The organism is Bacillus cereus group sp. TH152-1LC, from assembly GCF_027710505.1.
In the GTDB taxonomy this organism is placed as follows: domain Bacteria; phylum Bacillota; class Bacilli; order Bacillales; family Bacillaceae_G; genus Bacillus_A; species Bacillus_A mobilis.
On sequence record NZ_JAQFNK010000007.1, the window covers coordinates 170656 to 188483 of the forward strand.

Below are 17828 nucleotides of genomic sequence, written 5' to 3' on the forward strand. Positions count from 1 at the left end.
ACAAAAGTGGTTTTGGTTATGTATTTTTTTTGCGTCCATTATACAAAATATAGTTCTATTAAAAAAGAATAAAGAAGCGCATTAAGATATTCAAATTATTAACATTTTTGTGTCGTCTTTCTAGTTTTATTGAAAACGCTTTTATTCAGTTTTATAATATAACTATGTTTTTATAGATCTCCAAAACAATGAATAGGGAGATGATACAATGTTAGCTTCACCGTTTTACATACATACATGGAAAAAGTTTGTTGATGAAGGTGTTCTTGATTCGAACCGTATAAACAAAAGGATTTCAGAGTCATGGTATCGATGTAAACAAGCAAATGTGAATCCTCATATAAATAAAGGTCAGAAAATTTTGTCTTCTAATGTTTTTCAGGATCAAAAGAAAAAGAGTGAAATCTTCCTTGATATAGCAATACCTCAAATAAAAAATATGAGAAAAACCATTGATGAACTGCAAATGATGGCATTATTAATAGATCCAGATGGTTACGTTCTATCATTAAGTGGCAATCAGCAAACGTTGAAACGAGCGAAACATATTAATTTCATTGAAGGTGTGAAATGGACGGAAGCCGCTGTTGGTACAAATGCGATAGGAACCGCGTTACAGATTGAAGAGGCTATTATGATAAGTGGTACAGAGCATTATTCTGTCGCATCTCATAGCTGGAGTTGTGCGGCCGCTCCCATTCATAATGATGATGGGAAATTAATTGGAGTTCTAGATTTCTCCTGTCCAATTGAATTTTCACACCCATATATGCTTGGAATGGTAACCTCGATTGCACATGCGATTGAACGTGAATGTAGTATTCGAGTGCATCAAAATGAACTGCATTTAATCCATCGTTTTTTAGATGTAATTGACAGTGATGAACAAGTTGTCATTTGTAATCATCGTGATGTTATCGTTTCTGCGAGCAAGAGTGTTCGGGAACGAGTTTCTAATTGGTCACGAATGAAACTTGAAGATTTAATGCAAAATGGGTTGAAATCTAAATTAGAAGTACCAGTATATAGTAATGATAGAATGATCGGGAAATGTATGTAAAGGAAAATAAACAAGGAAATGTATTTTCAACTTCCCCGTTTATAGCCGGAATTACTTTCCCTGGAGTTATTGGGACAAGCAATGCATTTCAACATACTTTAGAAGAAATTAAGCTTGTATCTCCAACTGATGCTAGTGTATATGTTTGTGGTGAAACAGGTGTAGGGAAAGAATATGTAGCGAGGTCGATTCATGAAAATAGCCCAAGAAAAAATGGTCCTTTTATAGCTGTTAACTGCGGTTCATTGCCGAAAGAATTAATGGAAAGTGAATTATTCGGTTATGCTGAAGGCGCGTTTACAGGTGCGCGGCGCCAAGGATATAAAGGGAAATTCGAACAAGCAGACGGAGGGACAATATTTTTAGATGAAATTGGTGAAGTACCGCCAGAGATGCAAGTAGCATTATTGCGTGTTTTACAAGAACGAACAGTAACCCCAATCGGTAGTTCAAAAGAGGTACCGTTAAATATTCGTATTATTACTGCGACACATAAAGATTTACTGAGATTAGTAGAAGAAGGGAAATTCCGTCAAGATTTATATTATCGTTTACATGTGTATCCGCTATATGTTCCATCGTTAATAGAAAGAAAAGAGGATATTCCGTACTTCATACAACATTTTTGCGAACGAAAGAATTGGAATGTTGTATTCCCAAAAAGTATTTGTAATCAATTTTCACAACATGTATGGCCCGGAAATATTCGAGAATTATTAAATGTATTAGAACGCATTTACATTTTGTCGCAAGGACGGGAAATATGCGAAAAACAAATCTCTTTTTTATTACAAACAATGATGGGAAATCAACATCAACTTGCATTGCAAGCAGAAAATAAAATAGAGCATACATTAAATTTTCGTGAAAAAATACAGCGTGATAGTATGATTGAAGCGCTAGAAAAGACGAATGGAAATGTTTCGTTAGCTGCCAAACTTTTAGATGTACCTCGAAGTACATTTTATAAACGAATGCAAAAATATAAGTTATAAAGTAGATTTTTGTAATCTGCTTTTTTCTTTGTGGGCTCATGTTCTGTCGGAATGTGCGCTTACCGGGGAAATAATAGAATAGTTAGAAATTAATTTCCGGAAGGGGAACTTATGTGAAGTATATTGAAATTGGTATTGGGAATACGTGGTTCGTTCGAACAGAAACCGAAAATAAAGATGGAACTGAATTTGAAGAACGAGGAATTATAAAACCTATTTATTTTGAGTCTTTATATGTACGAATGTGGTTTCGGAAAACGTGTTTAATTTTTGATACGAAAGAAGGGTTTAAAAAGGTTAAGAAGAGGAGGATTGAATATAAATTTATAGTTGGAATTGTAAGTAGACTGGATAAAGAAAAAGTGGGCTAACATGCGTAGTTATATTGACCAGGAAATTCTTTTGACTTATATCAAATTCATGAAAAATACTTTTTATAAATATAAATTGTTAATAAAAACCGCTAAGGAAACTTAGCGGTTTCTTTTTAAAAAGGAGGGATTTGCGTATGAATAGGATCGTAACTGTTTTACTTGCAATTATTATAATGGGGTATTCCATTTATAGTTGGAATGATACTTCGAAACAGAGTGTACTAATTTTACAAACGCTTTTAGGGTTTCTGTTAGTTAGTTTAGGGGTGCAAAATTTAAAAAATAACGAAGATGTAAAATAGCACACCTTATTTATTGAAGGTGTGCTATTTATATAACCCCGTCGTATACATTTCCGTCAATGTATGTACTATCTCTTCTAACTCTAATTTTCTATCATTTTTCACAATCGTCCAAAGAAACATCTCATTCATCGCGAACCAAGCACGTGCTACAATTTCTTTATTTAATTCAGGCTGTGCTAATGCACTTTCTTGAGAGTACGTAATATCCTGCGTAATATTGTTTATAAAGCGTTCCCGAATCTCGTCCCATTTTTGACGTATCTCTTTTGATAATCCAATCGCTTCTTGTACAACTTGCAAAATAGCTCGTTCTTTCTCTGCTAGTTGTAGAAATGCTCTAACTTGATTTTGAATCATTTTATGTGCTTCTTCTTTCGTTTGAGGCGAAAAGGAACGCTCGGCAATATCATAAAATTGATTCATGACATCTTCCATTAAAACGATGAGGAGGTCGTCTTTGTTTTTAAAGTATACATATGCGGTTCCATAACCAGTTTCTGCATGTTTAATAATTTGTGTAATTGTCGTTTTTTGAAATCCGTTATGTATAAAAATCGTGTAGCCAGCGTGTAATAGTTTCTTCTTTGTTTCTAAGGAGCGGTGTTTTCTTGATGAAAGAGTATTGTTTTTCAAAGAATCACCTCTTTATACTGAAATATCTGAAAATATAACTGTATTGTAAAAGAAATGCATATATAAAGTCAACTGACATAATATCATTGACGTTATATCAACTAAGGTGATATATTTCAATTAGTTAGAATAAAAAGAAAATTAAAAGAAGGTGACACCATGTATAAAGAACCATTTCAACCAGCTTATGAATATGCGCTTGAATGTGATAAACATGATGAACTGAAAGATTTTCAAACTGAATTCTATAAAAAAGAAGGAACAATATATTTAGATGGAAACTCATTAGGACTACTTTCAAAAAGAGCAGAAAAATCGTTACTTACGTTACTAGATTCATGGAAGGAGTATGGTATTGACGGTTGGACAGAGGGTGAGCATCCGTGGTTTTTCCTTTCGGAGAAATTAGGTGAATTGACAGCACCTCTTATTGGAGCTTTACCGGAAGAAACAATTGTAACCGGTTCCACAACGACGAACATTCATCAAGTAATCGCGACATTTTATGAGCCAAAAGGAATACGTACAAAAATTCTTGCTGATGAATTAACATTCCCGTCAGATATATATGCACTTCAAAGTCAAATTCGTTTAAAAGGATTAGATCCAGATGAGCATTTAGTACGAGTGAAGAGCCGTGATGGTAGAACACTTTCTGAAGATGATATTATTCACGCAATGACAGATGATATCGCGTTAATTTTATTACCTTCTGTACTATATAGAAGTGGCCAAATTCTTGATATGAAACGTTTAACAGCGGAAGCACATAAGCGTGGTATTCATATCGGATTCGATTTATGTCATTCAATCGGTTCTATTCCGCATTATTTCAAAGAATGGGATGTTGATTTCGCAATTTGGTGTAATTATAAATATTTAAATGCAGGACCTGGTGGTGTTGCGGGCCTTTATGTAAATAAAAAGCATTTTAATAGACTTCCTGGATTATCAGGGTGGTTTAGTTCTAGAAAAGATAAGCAGTTTGATATGGAACATACATTAACAGCTGCTGATCATGCAGGTGCTTATCAAATTGGTACACCGCACGTATTAAGTACTGCACCGTTAATCGGTTCTCTTGAAATCTTTAAAGATGCTGGAATAGAACGTTTACGTGAAAAATCGCTACATATAACAAGATACATGCTTAATTTAATTGATCATGAATTAAAAGATTTTGGGTTCACAATTGGCAATCCATTAGAGAATGAAAAACGAGGCGGACACATTTATTTAGAGCATGCAGAAGCAGCACGTATATGTAAAGCGCTAAAAGCAAATGGAGTTATCCCTGATTTCCGTGCACCTAATGGAGTAAGACTTGCGCCAGTTGCTTTATATAATACATACGAAGAAGTATGGCATTCTGTTCAAATTTTAAAGAAAATCATGAAAGATGAAGAATATAAGCAGTTTGAAAATAAGCGAGAGGTTGTGGCATAAACATGAAATCATCAGAGTGGATTGATATTTCACAACCGCTAAATAATGATATTGCCACTTGGCCAGGAGATACACCGTTCTCGTATGAAGTTTCATGGTCAAAAGAAGAAAGTGGTTCAGTAAATGTCGGAAAGTTAACGATGAGTATTCATACAGGTACTCATATTGATGCACCGTTTCATTTTGATAATGATGGAAAGAAAGTAATAGATTTAGATGTTCAAGTTTATGTCGGCCCAGCGCGCGTCATAGATGTTTCTAATCTTGAAAGCATTGGGAAAAAGGAATTAGAAAGCTTTTATTTAGAAGGCGTAGAACGCTTGTTGTTACGCACATCTTCACATGGTAAAGCGAATGAATTTCCAGATGTAATCCCGCATTTACGTGCTGATATCGCACCATTTCTTTCTGAAAAGGGAATTCGTTTAATTGGGGTTGATGTACCATCAGTTGATCCATTAGATGATAAAGAATTAGCAGCGCACCATCAATTGTTTAAACATGGCATACACATTTTAGAAAATGTCGTACTAGATCATGTAGCAGACGGTGATTATGAATTAATCGCATTACCACTTGCCTTAACAGATGCAGATGGAAGTCCAGTTCGAGCAGTTATTAGACCAATATAAGTAGAAATATATAAAAGGGGCGTTTGGCTAATATGAAAGAAAACGAAAAGGTAATTATGGAAAAAGGAATTCATACGGACTTTAAAGAGAATATGACGTACGGGGAGTATTTACAATTAGATAGTTTACTATCTTCTCAAAAGAGATTATCAGACCATCATGATGAAATGTTATTCATCGTGATTCACCAAGCAAGTGAACTTTGGATGAAGCTTATTTTACATGAGTTAAACGCAGCAATCGAGTCTATTAAAAATGATAAATTACAACCAGCTTTTAAAATGTTAGCACGTGTATCAAAAATTCAGTCGCAAATTATTCAATCTTGGGATATTCTTGCGACATTAACACCATCAGAATACATTGAGTTTCGTGATTCACTCGGTCAAGCTTCAGGTTTTCAATCGTATCAATATCGTATGATTGAGTATGCGCTTGGCTATAAAACGCCGCATGCATTAAAAATTTATGAAAAAGATCCAGAATTACACGCTCGCCTTCATACAGCGCTACATGCACCAAGTTTGTATGATGTGGCAATTCAAGCACTTGTAAAAGAAGGATTCCCTATTCATAAGGATGTGTTAAATCGTGATATTACGCAGCCTTATGAAGAAGATGCAACAGTAGAAGCAGCATGGATAGAAGTGTATGCAGATGTGAAGAAATATTGGGATTTATATCAGCTTGCTGAAAAATTAATTGATATCGAAGACTGGTTACAACAATGGCGTTTCCGTCATATGAAAACGGTAGAACGCATTATCGGACATAAAATGGGAACAGGTGGATCTTCTGGTGTATCTTATTTGAAAAGGGTACTTGATCAATGTTTCTTCCCAGAGCTTTGGAATGTTCGCACGAAATTATAAAAAACAAACCTGTCAGTTCATTACTGGCAGGTTTGTTTTTTATTTGAACGCAATTATGTTTTAATGAAAGTTACAAGATATAATAAATTAGGTAATGAATTAATTGGAGGTAAAGTTTTGGATTTCAAGCAACTAGAAAATAAATTTGAAAAGAAAAAAGTAAATATATTTCTCGTTTATCAAAAAGGTGAGTTAACAACTGAGTATTATAAAACGTTAGAGTGTGAAAATAATCTATTTAAAATAAATTCGATTACAAAAAGCATTGTATCTATATTAATTGGTATTGCAATCGATAAAGGCTATATAAATGATATACATACACCGATTACAAAATGGATTCCAAATATACCAGAAGAAAAAAACGAATTAACAATTTATCATCTATTAACGATGACTACAGGTGAAGATTGGAAAGAGTTCGGAAATGGAGTAGTGTTCCCAAATGATTTTGTAGAATCAGAAAACTGGGTGCAATACATATTAGAAAAACCAATAATTGAAGAACCCGCTACAAAAATGAATTATAACTCAGGGTCTTCGCATTTGCTTAGTTATATTATTCAAGAAGCTACTGGAATGTCGACAGAACAATTTGCAAAAAGATATTTATTTGATCCGTTAGAAATTACCGAATATGAGTGGCAGCAAGATCCTCAAAGCATATATGTTGGTGGATTTGGTATGAAAATGAAATCTAAAGATTTATTAAAACTCGGATTATTATGTTTGCAGAATGGATATTGGCAGGGAAATGAAATTGTATCCTCGAAATGGTTAGAAGAATCAAGTACACCTCTATTTGAAACGTATGAACATGTCGGGGCATATGGATATCACTGGTGGGTATTGAATAACGAAAGATTTCACATACCGTATTGCATGTATTTTGCTATGGGATACGGCGGACAATACATCATTATCATACCTCAATTAGAGCTTGTTGCTGTAATAAGTAGTCATATGCCAAAACGTGGACTCGTTCCATTGAAATTATTTATTGAACATGTACAAGAGAAGGATAAGTTGATATAAGAAGAGGAGAGAATGTATGAGAAGTGTAAAAACATTATCTTTATTTAGACTATGTTTAAGTCTTCTAGCATGTAGCGCCATTATTACGCAATTTATAATAAGGGCACAAGTGAAACCGTTCAATCCAGTTAATTTTTTTAGTTTTTTCACGATTGAAAGTAACATCTTAGTAGCAGTTATTCTCCTTCTTAGTAGTATAGGAACTGCTACATTTGGTCGATCAGAACAGTTTGGTATACTTCGTGGTGCAGCAACTGTATATATACTTACGACAGGACTCATTTATTTTTTACTATTAAGAGGATTAGAAGAATCACTTCAAACCGCAATACCATGGGTAAATACGGTGCTGCATTATATCATGCCAATTGCCATGCTTTTAGATTGGATTTTAAATCCACCAAGTAAGAAAATTACTTGGAAACAAGCTGCAAGTTGGCTCTTATTCCCGTTTTTATACGTTGTATATAGCTTAATTCGTGGTTCAATCGTAAATTGGTATCCATATCCTTTTTTAGATCCAAGAATGGGTGGATATGGTAAAGTGCTTTTATACAGTATAGGGATAGCAGTTGTAATTGGCGCTATTTGTATATTGGTAAGATTTTTAGGGAATCGAAATTTTAGGAAAGAATTTTAAAAATGAAAGAAACCCCAACTGTTTAGCATATGAACAGTTGGGGTTTCTTTTTATCTACTCGTCTTCTGAAACGACATTTTTATAAACTTATCCGTCTTCGTTTCAAACTCTACATCAACAAATACACCATATTCTTTCCCATCCTCACGTAGCCACAATTTAAATTTTTCGATTGTTATTTGAACGGTTTTTGGTTTTCTACCTATATGAAGATAATCAATAATCTCAGCTTTTGGGTATTGTTCTTTCGTCTTTTCTACAGCAAGTTTACCCCATTTGGCATAAGGAGGCTGCGCGTGAACAATTGATGGCCCAGTATATATGTTTGAACATGTTGTTATGAACAGGATGACGAGTGCGATACGTTTTAACAATTTCTTCATAATGAACTCCTTTTATCTTTTTTTATATTGTTTACATATTTTTTTAACGATATGAGTTTGGATTTTTTTGTCTTCTTTACATAAAAGCGAGTCTTTTACAAAACATAACCAAGAAATCATTTCCGTAATTAAGGAGGGAAAATTATGCGTCAAAAAGCTATTTTAAAAATAGCAATTTTACTTACGTTCATTGGGCTATCTTTGATGGTAAGTAGTATACAACTAAAAAATGTAGAAGCTTTTTCTAATCAAGTCATTCAAAGAGGAGCATCTGGCGAAGATGTCATTGAACTGCAATCTCGTTTGAAATATAACGGGTTTTATACAGGAAAAGTGGATGGTGTTTTCGGATGGGGTACATACTGGGCACTTCGAAATTTTCAAGAGAAATTCGGATTACCTGTTGATGGTTTAGCTGGAGCTAAAACGAAGCAAATGCTTGTGAAGGCAACGAAGTATGACAAGTCGACTGCTAATAAAGGAACAACAACGAATAAAGGAAATAGTGGTGGTACTGCACAAGAAAATAAACCATCTCAAAATAAAGGGACAAATGTTCCGAATGGTTATTCTCAAAATGACATTCAGCTCATGGCAAACGCAGTATATGGAGAATCTCGTGGAGAACCGTACTTAGGGCAAGTTGCAGTAGCTGCGGTTATTATAAACCGAGTTACAAGTGCATCATTTCCAAATACCGTTTCAGGAGTAATATTTGAACCGAGAGCCTTTACGGCGGTTGCGGATGGACAAATATATTTAACACCAAATGAAACAGCGAAAAAAGCTGTATTAGATGCACTAAATGGATGGGATCCAACAGGAAATGCATTGTATTATTTCAATCCAGATACAGCGACAAGTAAATGGATTTGGACTCGTCCACAAATTAAAAAGATCGGAAAACATATTTTCTGTAAATAGAGCGGAGGTGGAACTATGTTACGAGGTATTATAATCGTATTATTAACAGTCGGTGTAGTTGGAACGGGTTACTGGGGCTATAAAGAGCACCAAGAGAAGAATGCAGTATTAATTCGAGCGGAAAATAGCTATCAACGGGCGTTTCATGATTTAGCATATGAGGTTGATCTATTGCACGACAAAATTGGAACAACGCTTGCAATGAATTCACGTGCATCTTTATCACCTGCATTAGCAGATGTATGGAGATTAACATCTGAAGCGCGTTCGGATGTAGGACAACTTCCTTTAACATTAATGCCTTTTAATAAAACGGAAGAATTTTTAGCGAATATCGGTGATTTTAGTTATCGTGCAGCCATTCGTGATTTAGAAAAAGAGCCGTTAAATGATCAAGAATATAAAACGTTGGAAACTTTATATTCAAATGCGGGAAATATACAAGATGAGTTACGAAAAGTACAACATCTAGTTTTGAAAAATAATTTACGCTGGATGGATGTTGAGATGGCACTCGCATCAAATCGTGATCCTGCAGACAATACAATTATTGACGGTTTAAAAACAGTAGAGAAAAACGTTACATCGTATTCATCTACAAACTTTGGACCTACCTTTACTAGTGCACAAAAAAATAAAAAAGGTGGATTTGAAGCGGAAGGGAAAGCGATTTCTAAAGATGAAGCAGCGAAAATTGCAAAATCGTTTTTGAACTTAAAAGGAAATGAAAAAGTAGATGTTGAGAAAAGTGGAAAAGGTGCGAAAGAATCTTTCTATAGTGTGAAAATAAAAGATCCAGCAACGAATAATGAGTTTTATATGGATATTACCGGAAAAGGCGGATATCCAATTTGGGTTATGAATAATCGTGAAATTAAAGAACAAAAAATTAGTTTAAATGATGCAGGAAGTAAAGGTTTGACATTTTTAAAGGACCATAAATTTAATAATATGGAGCTTTACGATAGTTCGCAATATGATAATGTTGGTGTATTTACGTATGTAGTAAATGAGAATGGTATACGAATCTATCCAGAAGCAATCCAAATGAAAATTGCTTTAGATGACGGTTCTATCGTTGGATTCTCCGCAAAAGAATATTTAGCATCACATCAAAAACGAACAGTTCCATCAGCAAAGCTAACGGCAGCAGAAGCAAGAAAGAAAATCAATCCAGATGTTAAAGTTATGGAAGAACGAAAAGCTGTCGTAGTAAATGATTTGCATAATGAAGTACTTTGCTATGAGTTTATAGGTACTTTAGGGAAAGACACGTACCAAATTTTCATTAATGCAAATAGCGGCGCAGAGGAAAAAGTGAAGAAAATGCAAGCTGTTGAAAAAATTTATGATTAAACTTTAATAGTAAAGTGGTGAGAATAATGAAGATTCTAATATATATGTTGATGCTTTGTTTTTTAATAACTGGATGCAGTATTGGAAAAAAGGACAATCCAAACGAAAAACCAGAGCAAAAAAATGTTTCGACGAAAAATGTTAATTACACGAACAAACCAAATAAGCCAAATGAAAAAGCAGCGGACCATTTAGCATCTTTAGCCGCAAGTGTGCCAGGTGTGAATGATGCAACTGCGGTAGTGGTCGGCAAATATGCAATTGTAGGTATTGATGTAAAAGCGAAACTTGATCGAACTCGCGTTGAGTCCATTAAATACTCCGTTGCAGAAAGTTTGAAAAACGATCCTGATGGTGCTAATGCAGTCGTTGTAGCAGATGTTGATACGTATGAACGACTGAAACAAATTGGAAAGCAAATTAAAAAAGGAAAAACAGGTGAAGGTATACTTGATGAGTTAGCTGCAATCGTTGGCCGTGTAATGCCACAAGTTCCAAATGACATGATTGAAAATCGAGAAACGAATCCAATTAAAGATAATGATAAACAATTACCAAAAGATGAAGAACAAGAACTAAGAAAAGAACAGAATGACCAATCAAATAATCATTTGAATAAATAAAGTTAACCCCGTACTTAATTGTACGGGGATTTTTCATTATAATATTTAATATTCAGTTTATTTTTAAGGGAATATATGGTTTAATTATGATGGGAGGGACAACTGTTATGATGAAAAAAAGCGCATTAATAGTCTGTAGTTTATGCTTAGGTTTCAGTATGACAGCGTGTGAACAGAAGAAAGAAGTGAAAAAACAAACAGCGACTTCTTCTACTGTGATGGAAAGGCAGCAGAAAGATTCTATCAATTTAAATCATTTCTCGAACATAAATGAAGGAATGACTTATACAGAAGTGAAAGATTTAATTGGTTTTGATGGTAATTTACTTATAGAAGAAGGTGTAGAAGATTCTACACAAATTAAACAAATTTTTTCTTGGAAGGGAAGCGATCCAACTTCATTAGTTGAAATTACTTTTTTAGATGGAAAAGTAATTTCAAAAGCGCAGCAAGGTTTAAGTTAATAAGTTGAAAATGGGAGAGTTTCGCATGAACATACATACAGGGGAAATTCAATTAGTTCCGTATAAGGAGAAATATAAGGAAGTTATACAAACATTTACTTTACCAAGTGAACAAGTTCAATTCACATCAGATCCAGGTGAATTATTGGAGAAAGCAAAAAGTGATCGAACAAAAAATGTGATTGTTATTTTAGATTACAATGGGGTACCTGTCGGTCTTTTCGCATTGCAAACAGGAGATAGAGTACAGGAGTTCACAAACAATGAGGATGCTTTACTTTTAACATCATTTTCTATAAATCACAATAGAAAAAGAAAAGGATATGCTAAAAAGTCATTGGCACTATTACAAGAGTTTGTAAAACGTTATTTCCCGATAAAAAATGAGGTTGTACTTGCTGTAAATGAAAAAAATATTCCTGCACAAAATTTATATGAAAAAGTTGGTTTCCAAGATAAAGGCTTTAGAAGAATGGGACCAATTGGTCAACAAATTATAATGCATTTACCTATCATAAAATAATGAGAAGAAAACTTACTCTTGCATAATAAAGTAGTAAGTTTTTTTATTTAGACCGATAAGAGAATATATATTAAAAGGCTTTATTTAGGAGTAAAGAAATTATAGATAGATACATAAAAAAATAAAGATATTTGAAAAACATTAAATTTAGTTAGTTCTACAATTACTAAATAATACTTTTTGGGGGCGCAACTTTATGGAAATCATTCAATTACTAAAGAAGGATGACTTATTTAATAGGGCAATAGATGTTTTTTGGAAAGAATGGGGTGAGGAAGGTGGGCGTGCATTTTATGAAGATTGTATGATTCATGCTTTAACTGATCCAAATGACATACCGAGTTTTTACATTGCAAAAGTAGATGATAAAATTATCGGAACATATGCATTAATTCGCAATGATTTAAATAGTCGTCAAGATTTGAGCCCGTGGCTAGCATGTTTGTTTGTAGATGAAAAATTTAGGGGTAACTCTATTGGTGAAAAATTGTTGAATCATGGACTGCTAGAAGCTGCAAAAAGAGGGTACCATTTTCTTTATCTTACTTCAGATCTTAACGGCTATTATGAAAAATATGGATGGGATAAAATTGGAGTTGCTTATGGACCTAGTGGAGGATGCATACCTTTGTTTAAAAAGTCAACGGCTCTATAACGAAAGCACTTTTTATTCAACAAACAGATGCCTTCGTTAAATATCTTTACATCAACTTTAAAATACATTTAAACGAGGAGAAACGATATGACAATTTATATTGCATTACTAAGAGGAATCAATGTAGGTAGGCATAAGGTAATCAAAATGGCGGATTTAACACAAATGTTTGAATCCATAGGGTTAAAACAAGTAAAAACATATATTCAAAGCGGTAATATTATGTTCGAATCCGAAAAAGATATTGATTTTCTAAATAAACGAATACAATCGGAAATTAAAAACGTTTTTGGTTTTGATGTCCCAGTCATGTTAAGAACACGTGATGAATTTATAAATACGATAAAAAGGTGTCCTTATGAAGTCGATTCATTGCTTGAAGGGGAAAGTATACATGTTGCCTTCTTAGCAAATGAACTTTCTGAAAAAGAAAAGGATCAACTACTTATGCAAAAAAATGAAACTGAAGATTGTTATATACGTGAAAAAGTTGTGTATTTGTTATTCAAAAACAGCATTAGAAATTCTAAATTAATGAACCAGTTTCAGAAGCTACATACACCAGCCACAATAAGGAATTGGCGGACTGTGAATACATTAAAAATGATATTTGAGGATATGTAAATTTAAAAAGGTGAGATTTTCTGTATATAGAAAATCTCACCTTTTTATTTATATTGTTTTGCGACTATAAGTTCGACAATAGGATAAATAAAGAAAGAAGAACAAAGGGTGATAAAAAGAGGAAGATTCTTTATTTCATCGAGTAATAAGAATGCAAATCCTTCTGATGCTATTAAAATAAAAAACATAAGGCCTATTAGTACAAAATAAGCAATTTTAAAGCTTTTATATTTAATTTGTTGTCCCATTTCATCTTGGCTTTCTTCTGATACTCCGTGAGGATCTCCCCACGTAATATGATTGATGAGGTAGCCAATTAATATAGCGCTTGTGAAGATTGTTCCACCTAAAATCACACCTTCAGAAATGTATTTATAGGCTCCGTGTATAAGTATTCCAAGTAACGATAAAATGATTGTTGGTAAAATGAAATTTTTGCGATTCATATTAGAAATGACACCTCCTATTATGTAAAAAACTCTTTACATTCATAGTATAAAATTGGAAAAGTTTTATGTCAAATACTTTTTACATAAAGGGACAAAAATGTGATATTTTGTTTTTACGATAAACAAAAAATTACATTACATCTGAATGTAAAAGAATGGGCTCGCATATATTTGGAAGGGATGTCAGATTAATTTAGGGGGTAGTTATGTCTATTCTATTAAAAGCTGGTGCTGATGCAGGAAATAACGGTTTGAAGTTAATGGTGAAAGGGCAAGACCCTATTTTTATTCCGAGTATATATTCTTTATATATAGGAGAGCCTACAGGATTGTTAGATGAGGTAGATGTTTCATTATCTGAATTAGAAAATCACATTGACGTGACCATTAGTTCTCCATCGCTAATGTTAAATAACGTGCGGTATATTGTTGGAGAAAAAGTCATTCAAGATCAATTAAAAGGTACTGAGGTTGAGAAGAAATCGAATAAGTCAACTGATGAGTTAATGGTTATTACAATTCTATCTGGTTTAGCGGTAAGTGCTATGCGTCAAAGTCCAACTTCAAGTCATATTAATATTCGTTACGATTTATCTGTTGCTCTTCCTATGCAGCTTATTACACAAGAAATAGCTGCGGAAAATGCGAAACGTTATATGGGTAATCATAAAGTTGTGTTCCATTATCCAAACGGACGTGATGTTACGATTAATGTATCTATCGAGTTTTGTAAATGCCTACCTGAAGGTGCTTCCGGGACGTGGGGCATTGTATATGATGAAGAAGGAAATGTTGTGAAACATAAAATAGAATGTGAACAAAATCAAGTTTCAGAAATTGATTTTGTTGATAAAACACTATTATCTTTTGATATTGGTGCCGGAACGACAGAGGAAGTAGTTTCTCTAGGTGTTAACTTTAGACCACAATTAAGTAAGGGTTTATCATACGGTGTGAAAGAAACGTTGCTACAAATTATTACGAGATGGAACCGGAAATATCCAACAAAGACGATTGATAGCATTACAGAATTTAACCAAATTTATTTACATGAAAAGCACCCGCGAAATGCGTTATTAGTTGAAGAATCACAGCCGGCATTATTAGGTTTAGCAGCGCGTGTCGCAACGGATATCATAAATAAAATTGATGATATGAAAGATGATCCATACGTATTTATTTATGGCGGGGGCGCAGTAATTATTAAAAACAGTTTGAAAATGATTTTAAAGCAAAAAGGACGATTAACAAATGTAATTTTTGTAGATAATCCGTTATTTACAAATGCACGTGGATTATTAGTATACACTTGTTCACCAAAATATAGAGAGCATAAGCAAAAAGAGTTAGGGTTTACAAACTTAACGATAAGTTAGTTGGTGGAAGTATGCGATCTAGGCGATATAAACGTGGTGATCGGGTAAAAATCAATATTCATAAGTCGGTATCACCTGAAATGCTTGCATGGCTAAATAAACAATCGAACCCAACGAATTTCTTTTTCTTTGCAGCGCAGCAACTTTTTAAACAAGTAGGAGATATTGATGTGTCAAAAGCTATACCTAGTAGCCATGTTTTCTCATTATACGTAGAGCCATCTTCCATATTAAAAGTTGAAGTAAACCCTTTTAAAAACGTACCACTAGAAGCTAATAAATCCACCGAAAATATAAAAAAAAAATCATGGGAATCTGTTGATCAATTAGATTGTCCGTTTTTTTAAACATAGAAAAATATAAGAAGTGCCCATCACTATACATATGGATACAGTGATGGGCTTTTTTCATGTAACGAATAAAAGGGCACAAATTGTGGTGTGCCCCTTCTATACGTTATTCACCTATATTTTAGAAGTATGTTCAGTAACAGCATGAATTATGTCTTTCCAGTCATCAGGATGATTCTCATGTCCTGCGCCTTCGAGGGTTAATAGGACTGAGTTAGGAATTTCATCAATAAGTGCGAGAGCATGTTCGAAAGGGAGTGCTGTATCGTCTGTTCCGTGAATAACTAATGTAGGTGATTGTATGGAGTGAAGCACACCTTCATAAGCATCATCACCCTGGAGTAAAGCGTGATTAAACATACTTAATAAATTGTTAGCTCGTTCTATTTCTTGTATTACTTGTTTATAGACTCTGTTTTCATCAAATGTTCGTTTGGATCCACATAATAGGCGAGATCCGGAAACTAAATATTCTGCTACAACTTTATCATTGGTCCAATCTAAATGCGTGCCATTTGCATGATGTGTTAAAATTTTTTCATCCATCGGAGGTAAATCGCGCGTGTTATTGTCAGATCCTATTACACTTGTAGCTAATAATGTTAACGACAATATTCTTTCGGGATATTTTACAGCAGCAATTTGAGCTATCATGCCACCTAAAGACATACCAAATAGATGTGCTTGATCAATATGATAAACATCAAGGACTCCGATTGCATCTTCTGCCATATTTGTAACTGTATAATTGGAAGTACCAGGTTCATATGAAACAGATCGCCCTACATCACGGTTATCAAAACGAATAACAAATTTCCCTGTGTTAGCCAACTGTTCACAAAATTCTTCATCCCAATAAACCATTGAGCACGTAGCACCCATAATTAATAAAACAGCTGGGTTTTTAGGGTTTCCAAAGCTTTCTGTACATATATCAATCCCGTTTATTTTAAATATCTTTTCAGTCATAAAGTTATCCCCATTTCTTTTGAATGTAATTAAAAATACAGTTTTGAATGATTCTAAGGTGTGTGTAAGATTCATTTTGGAATTCATAATCTTTCTTACGTAATTACCTCCAAAAATAAGTTTATGATAATTCAAGGCAAAAAATTTTGAGAAATATTTGTAAGTAATTAAAATAAACAGCAAGGAGGAATGGAAATGAAAGCAATTGTTATAGATCAATATGGTAGTGTTGAAGAATTAAAAGAAAGACAAGTTTTAAAACCGGATGTTAAAGATAACGAGGTATTAATACGTATTCTCGCAACATCTATTAATCCTGTTGATTGGAAAATAAGAAAAGGGGACTTACAACAACAGTTACGATTTTTATTTCCAATCATTTTGGGGTTAGATGTAGCTGGAATTATTGAAGGAATTGGGGAAGAGGTAGAGTGTTTCAAAATAGGAGATAAGGTGTATACGAAACCTGAAAATATAGGACAGGGTTCTTATGCTGAATTCATCACAGTAAAATCGGATTTAGTATCCTATATGCCTACAAATCTAAGTTTCGAAGAGGCAGCTTCGATTCCTCTTGCAGGACTTACAGCGTGGCAAAGTCTTGTAGATTACGCAAAAATAAAAGAACATGACCGAGTACTTATTCATGCTGGAGCTGGCGGAGTTGGAAGTTTAGCTATCCAAATCGCAAAATCATTTGGAGCTTTTGTTGCGACAACTGCAAGTAGTAAGAATGAAGAGTTTTTAAAGTCTTTAGGAGCGGATCTTATTATTGATTATAAAAAAGATAAATTTGAAGAACTATTATCAGATTTTGATATTGTGTTAGATACAATAGGTGGAGAAGTACAAGAAAAAAGTTTTCAAATTATAAAACCTGGTGGTGTGTTAGTTTCGATTGTTCATGAGCCAATTCAAAAAGTAAAAGGGATAAAATCAGGTTTTTTATGGTTAAAACCAAATGGAAAGCAACTAGAAGAATTATCAGATTTAATTGTACATGGAAAAATAAAACCAATCATAAGTAAAGTTGTTCCGTTTAATGAAGCAGGGGTTAGAGAAGCTCATATTTTGAGTGAAGGTCAACATGTTAGAGGTAAGATTGTAATGAAAGTCGGAGGATAATGTTTGAACCACAAA

General features: G+C 33.7%; 21 protein-coding genes and 1 pseudogene. 18 read left to right on the forward strand and 4 right to left on the reverse strand.

Annotated features, from left to right (window positions below):
* Positions 1–208 precede the first annotated feature (208 nt).
* From PDL00_RS18105 to PDL00_RS18115, 3 genes and pseudogenes are all read left to right on the forward strand, one after another.
* A pseudogene (locus PDL00_RS18105) lies at positions 209–2055 on the forward strand (sigma-54-dependent Fis family transcriptional regulator).
* A gap of 113 nt (positions 2056–2168) precedes the next feature.
* The gene (locus tag PDL00_RS18110) at positions 2169–2426 is read left to right on the forward strand and encodes a DUF3977 family protein (protein WP_060631115.1); all 258 of its coding nucleotides are present in this window, start codon (positions 2169–2171) and stop codon (positions 2424–2426) included.
* A gap of 137 nt (positions 2427–2563) precedes the next feature.
* Complete coding sequence (locus PDL00_RS18115) at positions 2564–2731, forward strand: hypothetical protein (RefSeq protein WP_270730545.1); 168 nt, start codon at positions 2564–2566, stop codon at positions 2729–2731.
* Between the two features lie 24 nt (positions 2732–2755).
* Here the strand turns inward: PDL00_RS18115 and PDL00_RS18120 are convergent, their stop codons facing one another.
* On the reverse strand, positions 2756–3367 hold the full coding sequence (locus PDL00_RS18120) for a TetR/AcrR family transcriptional regulator (protein WP_270730505.1): 612 nt from the start codon (positions 3365–3367) through the stop codon (positions 2756–2758).
* A 159-nt stretch (positions 3368–3526) separates the two neighbouring features.
* Here PDL00_RS18120 and kynU point away from each other — a divergent pair, with 159 nt between their 5' ends.
* The 5 genes from kynU (at position 3527) to PDL00_RS18145 (ending at position 7992) form a co-directional block, all read left to right on the forward strand.
* Positions 3527–4813 (forward strand): kynureninase, encoded by a 1287-nt coding sequence (gene kynU, locus PDL00_RS18125; protein ID WP_242250649.1) that lies wholly within the window; start codon positions 3527–3529, stop codon positions 4811–4813.
* A 2-nt stretch (positions 4814–4815) separates the two neighbouring features.
* Entirely contained in the window at positions 4816–5445 is a 630-nt protein-coding gene (kynB, locus tag PDL00_RS18130) for an arylformamidase (protein ID WP_270730506.1), read from the forward strand.
* A gap of 32 nt (positions 5446–5477) precedes the next feature.
* Entirely contained in the window at positions 5478–6317 is an 840-nt protein-coding gene (gene kynA / locus PDL00_RS18135) for a tryptophan 2,3-dioxygenase (protein WP_199694243.1), read from the forward strand.
* 117 nt (positions 6318–6434) lie between these two features.
* Complete coding sequence (locus PDL00_RS18140; RefSeq protein WP_242250645.1) at positions 6435–7352, forward strand: serine hydrolase domain-containing protein; 918 nt, start codon at positions 6435–6437, stop codon at positions 7350–7352.
* Between the two features lie 16 nt (positions 7353–7368).
* A complete protein-coding gene (locus tag PDL00_RS18145; protein ID WP_270730507.1) occupies positions 7369–7992 on the forward strand; it encodes a Pr6Pr family membrane protein in 624 nt (207 codons plus the stop codon).
* Between the two features lie 50 nt (positions 7993–8042).
* Here PDL00_RS18145 and PDL00_RS18150 read toward each other — a convergent pair whose 3' ends face one another.
* Positions 8043–8375 carry a DUF3889 domain-containing protein gene (locus PDL00_RS18150; protein WP_061679789.1) on the reverse strand — a complete coding sequence of 111 codons (333 nt, stop codon included), beginning with the start codon at positions 8373–8375 and terminating at the stop codon, positions 8043–8045.
* Between the two features lie 144 nt (positions 8376–8519).
* On the opposite strand from PDL00_RS18150, the gene sleB reads away from it, so the two are divergent.
* From sleB to PDL00_RS18185, 7 genes are all read left to right on the forward strand, one after another.
* Complete coding sequence (gene sleB, locus PDL00_RS18155) at positions 8520–9299, forward strand: spore cortex-lytic enzyme (RefSeq protein WP_270730508.1); 780 nt, start codon at positions 8520–8522, stop codon at positions 9297–9299.
* 15 nt (positions 9300–9314) lie between these two features.
* On the forward strand, positions 9315–10655 hold the full coding sequence (gene ypeB, locus PDL00_RS18160) for a germination protein YpeB (protein ID WP_097818025.1): 1341 nt from the start codon (positions 9315–9317) through the stop codon (positions 10653–10655).
* A 26-nt stretch (positions 10656–10681) separates the two neighbouring features.
* Positions 10682–11278 (forward strand): YhcN/YlaJ family sporulation lipoprotein, encoded by a 597-nt coding sequence (locus PDL00_RS18165; protein ID WP_061679794.1) that lies wholly within the window; start codon positions 10682–10684, stop codon positions 11276–11278.
* A 107-nt stretch (positions 11279–11385) separates the two neighbouring features.
* Complete coding sequence (locus tag PDL00_RS18170; RefSeq protein WP_242250636.1) at positions 11386–11742, forward strand: hypothetical protein; 357 nt, start codon at positions 11386–11388, stop codon at positions 11740–11742.
* Positions 11743–11767: 25 nt separating this feature from the next.
* Positions 11768–12265 carry a GNAT family N-acetyltransferase gene (locus PDL00_RS18175; protein WP_270730509.1) on the forward strand — a complete coding sequence of 166 codons (498 nt, stop codon included), beginning with the start codon at positions 11768–11770 and terminating at the stop codon, positions 12263–12265.
* A gap of 196 nt (positions 12266–12461) precedes the next feature.
* Positions 12462–12920, forward strand: a complete 459-nt coding sequence (locus tag PDL00_RS18180) for a GNAT family N-acetyltransferase (RefSeq protein WP_242250635.1) — start codon at positions 12462–12464, stop codon at positions 12918–12920.
* 87 nt (positions 12921–13007) lie between these two features.
* On the forward strand, positions 13008–13544 hold the full coding sequence (locus tag PDL00_RS18185) for a DUF1697 domain-containing protein (protein WP_270730510.1): 537 nt from the start codon (positions 13008–13010) through the stop codon (positions 13542–13544).
* 44 nt (positions 13545–13588) lie between these two features.
* Here the strand turns inward: PDL00_RS18185 and PDL00_RS18190 are convergent, their stop codons facing one another.
* Positions 13589–13990: a hypothetical protein gene (locus tag PDL00_RS18190; RefSeq protein ID WP_270730511.1), complete on the reverse strand. Its 402-nt coding sequence runs from the start codon at positions 13988–13990 to the stop codon at positions 13589–13591.
* A gap of 209 nt (positions 13991–14199) precedes the next feature.
* Here PDL00_RS18190 and PDL00_RS18195 point away from each other — a divergent pair, with 209 nt between their 5' ends.
* Together PDL00_RS18195 and PDL00_RS18200 are read left to right on the forward strand one after the other, a co-directional pair.
* On the forward strand, positions 14200–15369 hold the full coding sequence (locus PDL00_RS18195) for a ParM/StbA family protein (protein ID WP_242239590.1): 1170 nt from the start codon (positions 14200–14202) through the stop codon (positions 15367–15369).
* Positions 15370–15380: 11 nt separating this feature from the next.
* Positions 15381–15716: a hypothetical protein gene (locus tag PDL00_RS18200; protein WP_061679806.1), complete on the forward strand. Its 336-nt coding sequence runs from the start codon at positions 15381–15383 to the stop codon at positions 15714–15716.
* Positions 15717–15833: 117 nt separating this feature from the next.
* On the opposite strand, the gene PDL00_RS18205 is transcribed toward PDL00_RS18200, so the two are convergent.
* Positions 15834–16688 (reverse strand): alpha/beta fold hydrolase, encoded by an 855-nt coding sequence (locus PDL00_RS18205; RefSeq protein WP_242250631.1) that lies wholly within the window; start codon positions 16686–16688, stop codon positions 15834–15836.
* A gap of 195 nt (positions 16689–16883) precedes the next feature.
* Between PDL00_RS18205 and PDL00_RS18210 the strand changes: the two genes are divergently transcribed.
* Positions 16884–17813, forward strand: coding sequence for an NADP-dependent oxidoreductase (locus tag PDL00_RS18210; protein ID WP_242250628.1), 930 nt, complete (start codon positions 16884–16886; stop codon positions 17811–17813).
* Positions 17814–17828: the final 15 nt, after the last annotated feature.

What these genes read in the sequence shown, in the direction of transcription:
- sleB (WP_270730508.1), top strand. Translation starts at nt 8,520, where the DNA reads ATGCGTCAAAAAGCTATTTTAAAAATAGCAATTTTACTTACGTTCATT.
- PDL00_RS18165 (WP_061679794.1), top strand. Translation starts at nt 10,682, where the DNA reads ATGAAGATTCTAATATATATGTTGATGCTTTGTTTTTTAATAACTGGA.
- kynB (WP_270730506.1), top strand. Translation starts at nt 4,816, where the DNA reads ATGAAATCATCAGAGTGGATTGATATTTCACAACCGCTAAATAATGAT.
- PDL00_RS18185 (WP_270730510.1), top strand. Translation starts at nt 13,008, where the DNA reads ATGACAATTTATATTGCATTACTAAGAGGAATCAATGTAGGTAGGCAT.
- PDL00_RS18170 (WP_242250636.1), top strand. Translation starts at nt 11,386, where the DNA reads ATGATGAAAAAAAGCGCATTAATAGTCTGTAGTTTATGCTTAGGTTTC.
- kynU (WP_242250649.1), top strand. Translation starts at nt 3,527, where the DNA reads ATGTATAAAGAACCATTTCAACCAGCTTATGAATATGCGCTTGAATGT.
- PDL00_RS18145 (WP_270730507.1), top strand. Translation starts at nt 7,369, where the DNA reads ATGAGAAGTGTAAAAACATTATCTTTATTTAGACTATGTTTAAGTCTT.
- PDL00_RS18190 (WP_270730511.1), bottom strand. Translation starts at nt 13,990, where the DNA reads ATGAATCGCAAAAATTTCATTTTACCAACAATCATTTTATCGTTACTT.
- ypeB (WP_097818025.1), top strand. Translation starts at nt 9,315, where the DNA reads ATGTTACGAGGTATTATAATCGTATTATTAACAGTCGGTGTAGTTGGA.
- kynA (WP_199694243.1), top strand. Translation starts at nt 5,478, where the DNA reads ATGAAAGAAAACGAAAAGGTAATTATGGAAAAAGGAATTCATACGGAC.
- PDL00_RS18115 (WP_270730545.1), top strand. Translation starts at nt 2,564, where the DNA reads ATGAATAGGATCGTAACTGTTTTACTTGCAATTATTATAATGGGGTAT.
- PDL00_RS18205 (WP_242250631.1), bottom strand. Translation starts at nt 16,688, where the DNA reads ATGACTGAAAAGATATTTAAAATAAACGGGATTGATATATGTACAGAA.
- PDL00_RS18210 (WP_242250628.1), top strand. Translation starts at nt 16,884, where the DNA reads ATGAAAGCAATTGTTATAGATCAATATGGTAGTGTTGAAGAATTAAAA.
- PDL00_RS18150 (WP_061679789.1), bottom strand. Translation starts at nt 8,375, where the DNA reads ATGAAGAAATTGTTAAAACGTATCGCACTCGTCATCCTGTTCATAACA.
- PDL00_RS18200 (WP_061679806.1), top strand. Translation starts at nt 15,381, where the DNA reads ATGCGATCTAGGCGATATAAACGTGGTGATCGGGTAAAAATCAATATT.
- PDL00_RS18175 (WP_270730509.1), top strand. Translation starts at nt 11,768, where the DNA reads ATGAACATACATACAGGGGAAATTCAATTAGTTCCGTATAAGGAGAAA.
- PDL00_RS18195 (WP_242239590.1), top strand. Translation starts at nt 14,200, where the DNA reads ATGTCTATTCTATTAAAAGCTGGTGCTGATGCAGGAAATAACGGTTTG.
- PDL00_RS18180 (WP_242250635.1), top strand. Translation starts at nt 12,462, where the DNA reads ATGGAAATCATTCAATTACTAAAGAAGGATGACTTATTTAATAGGGCA.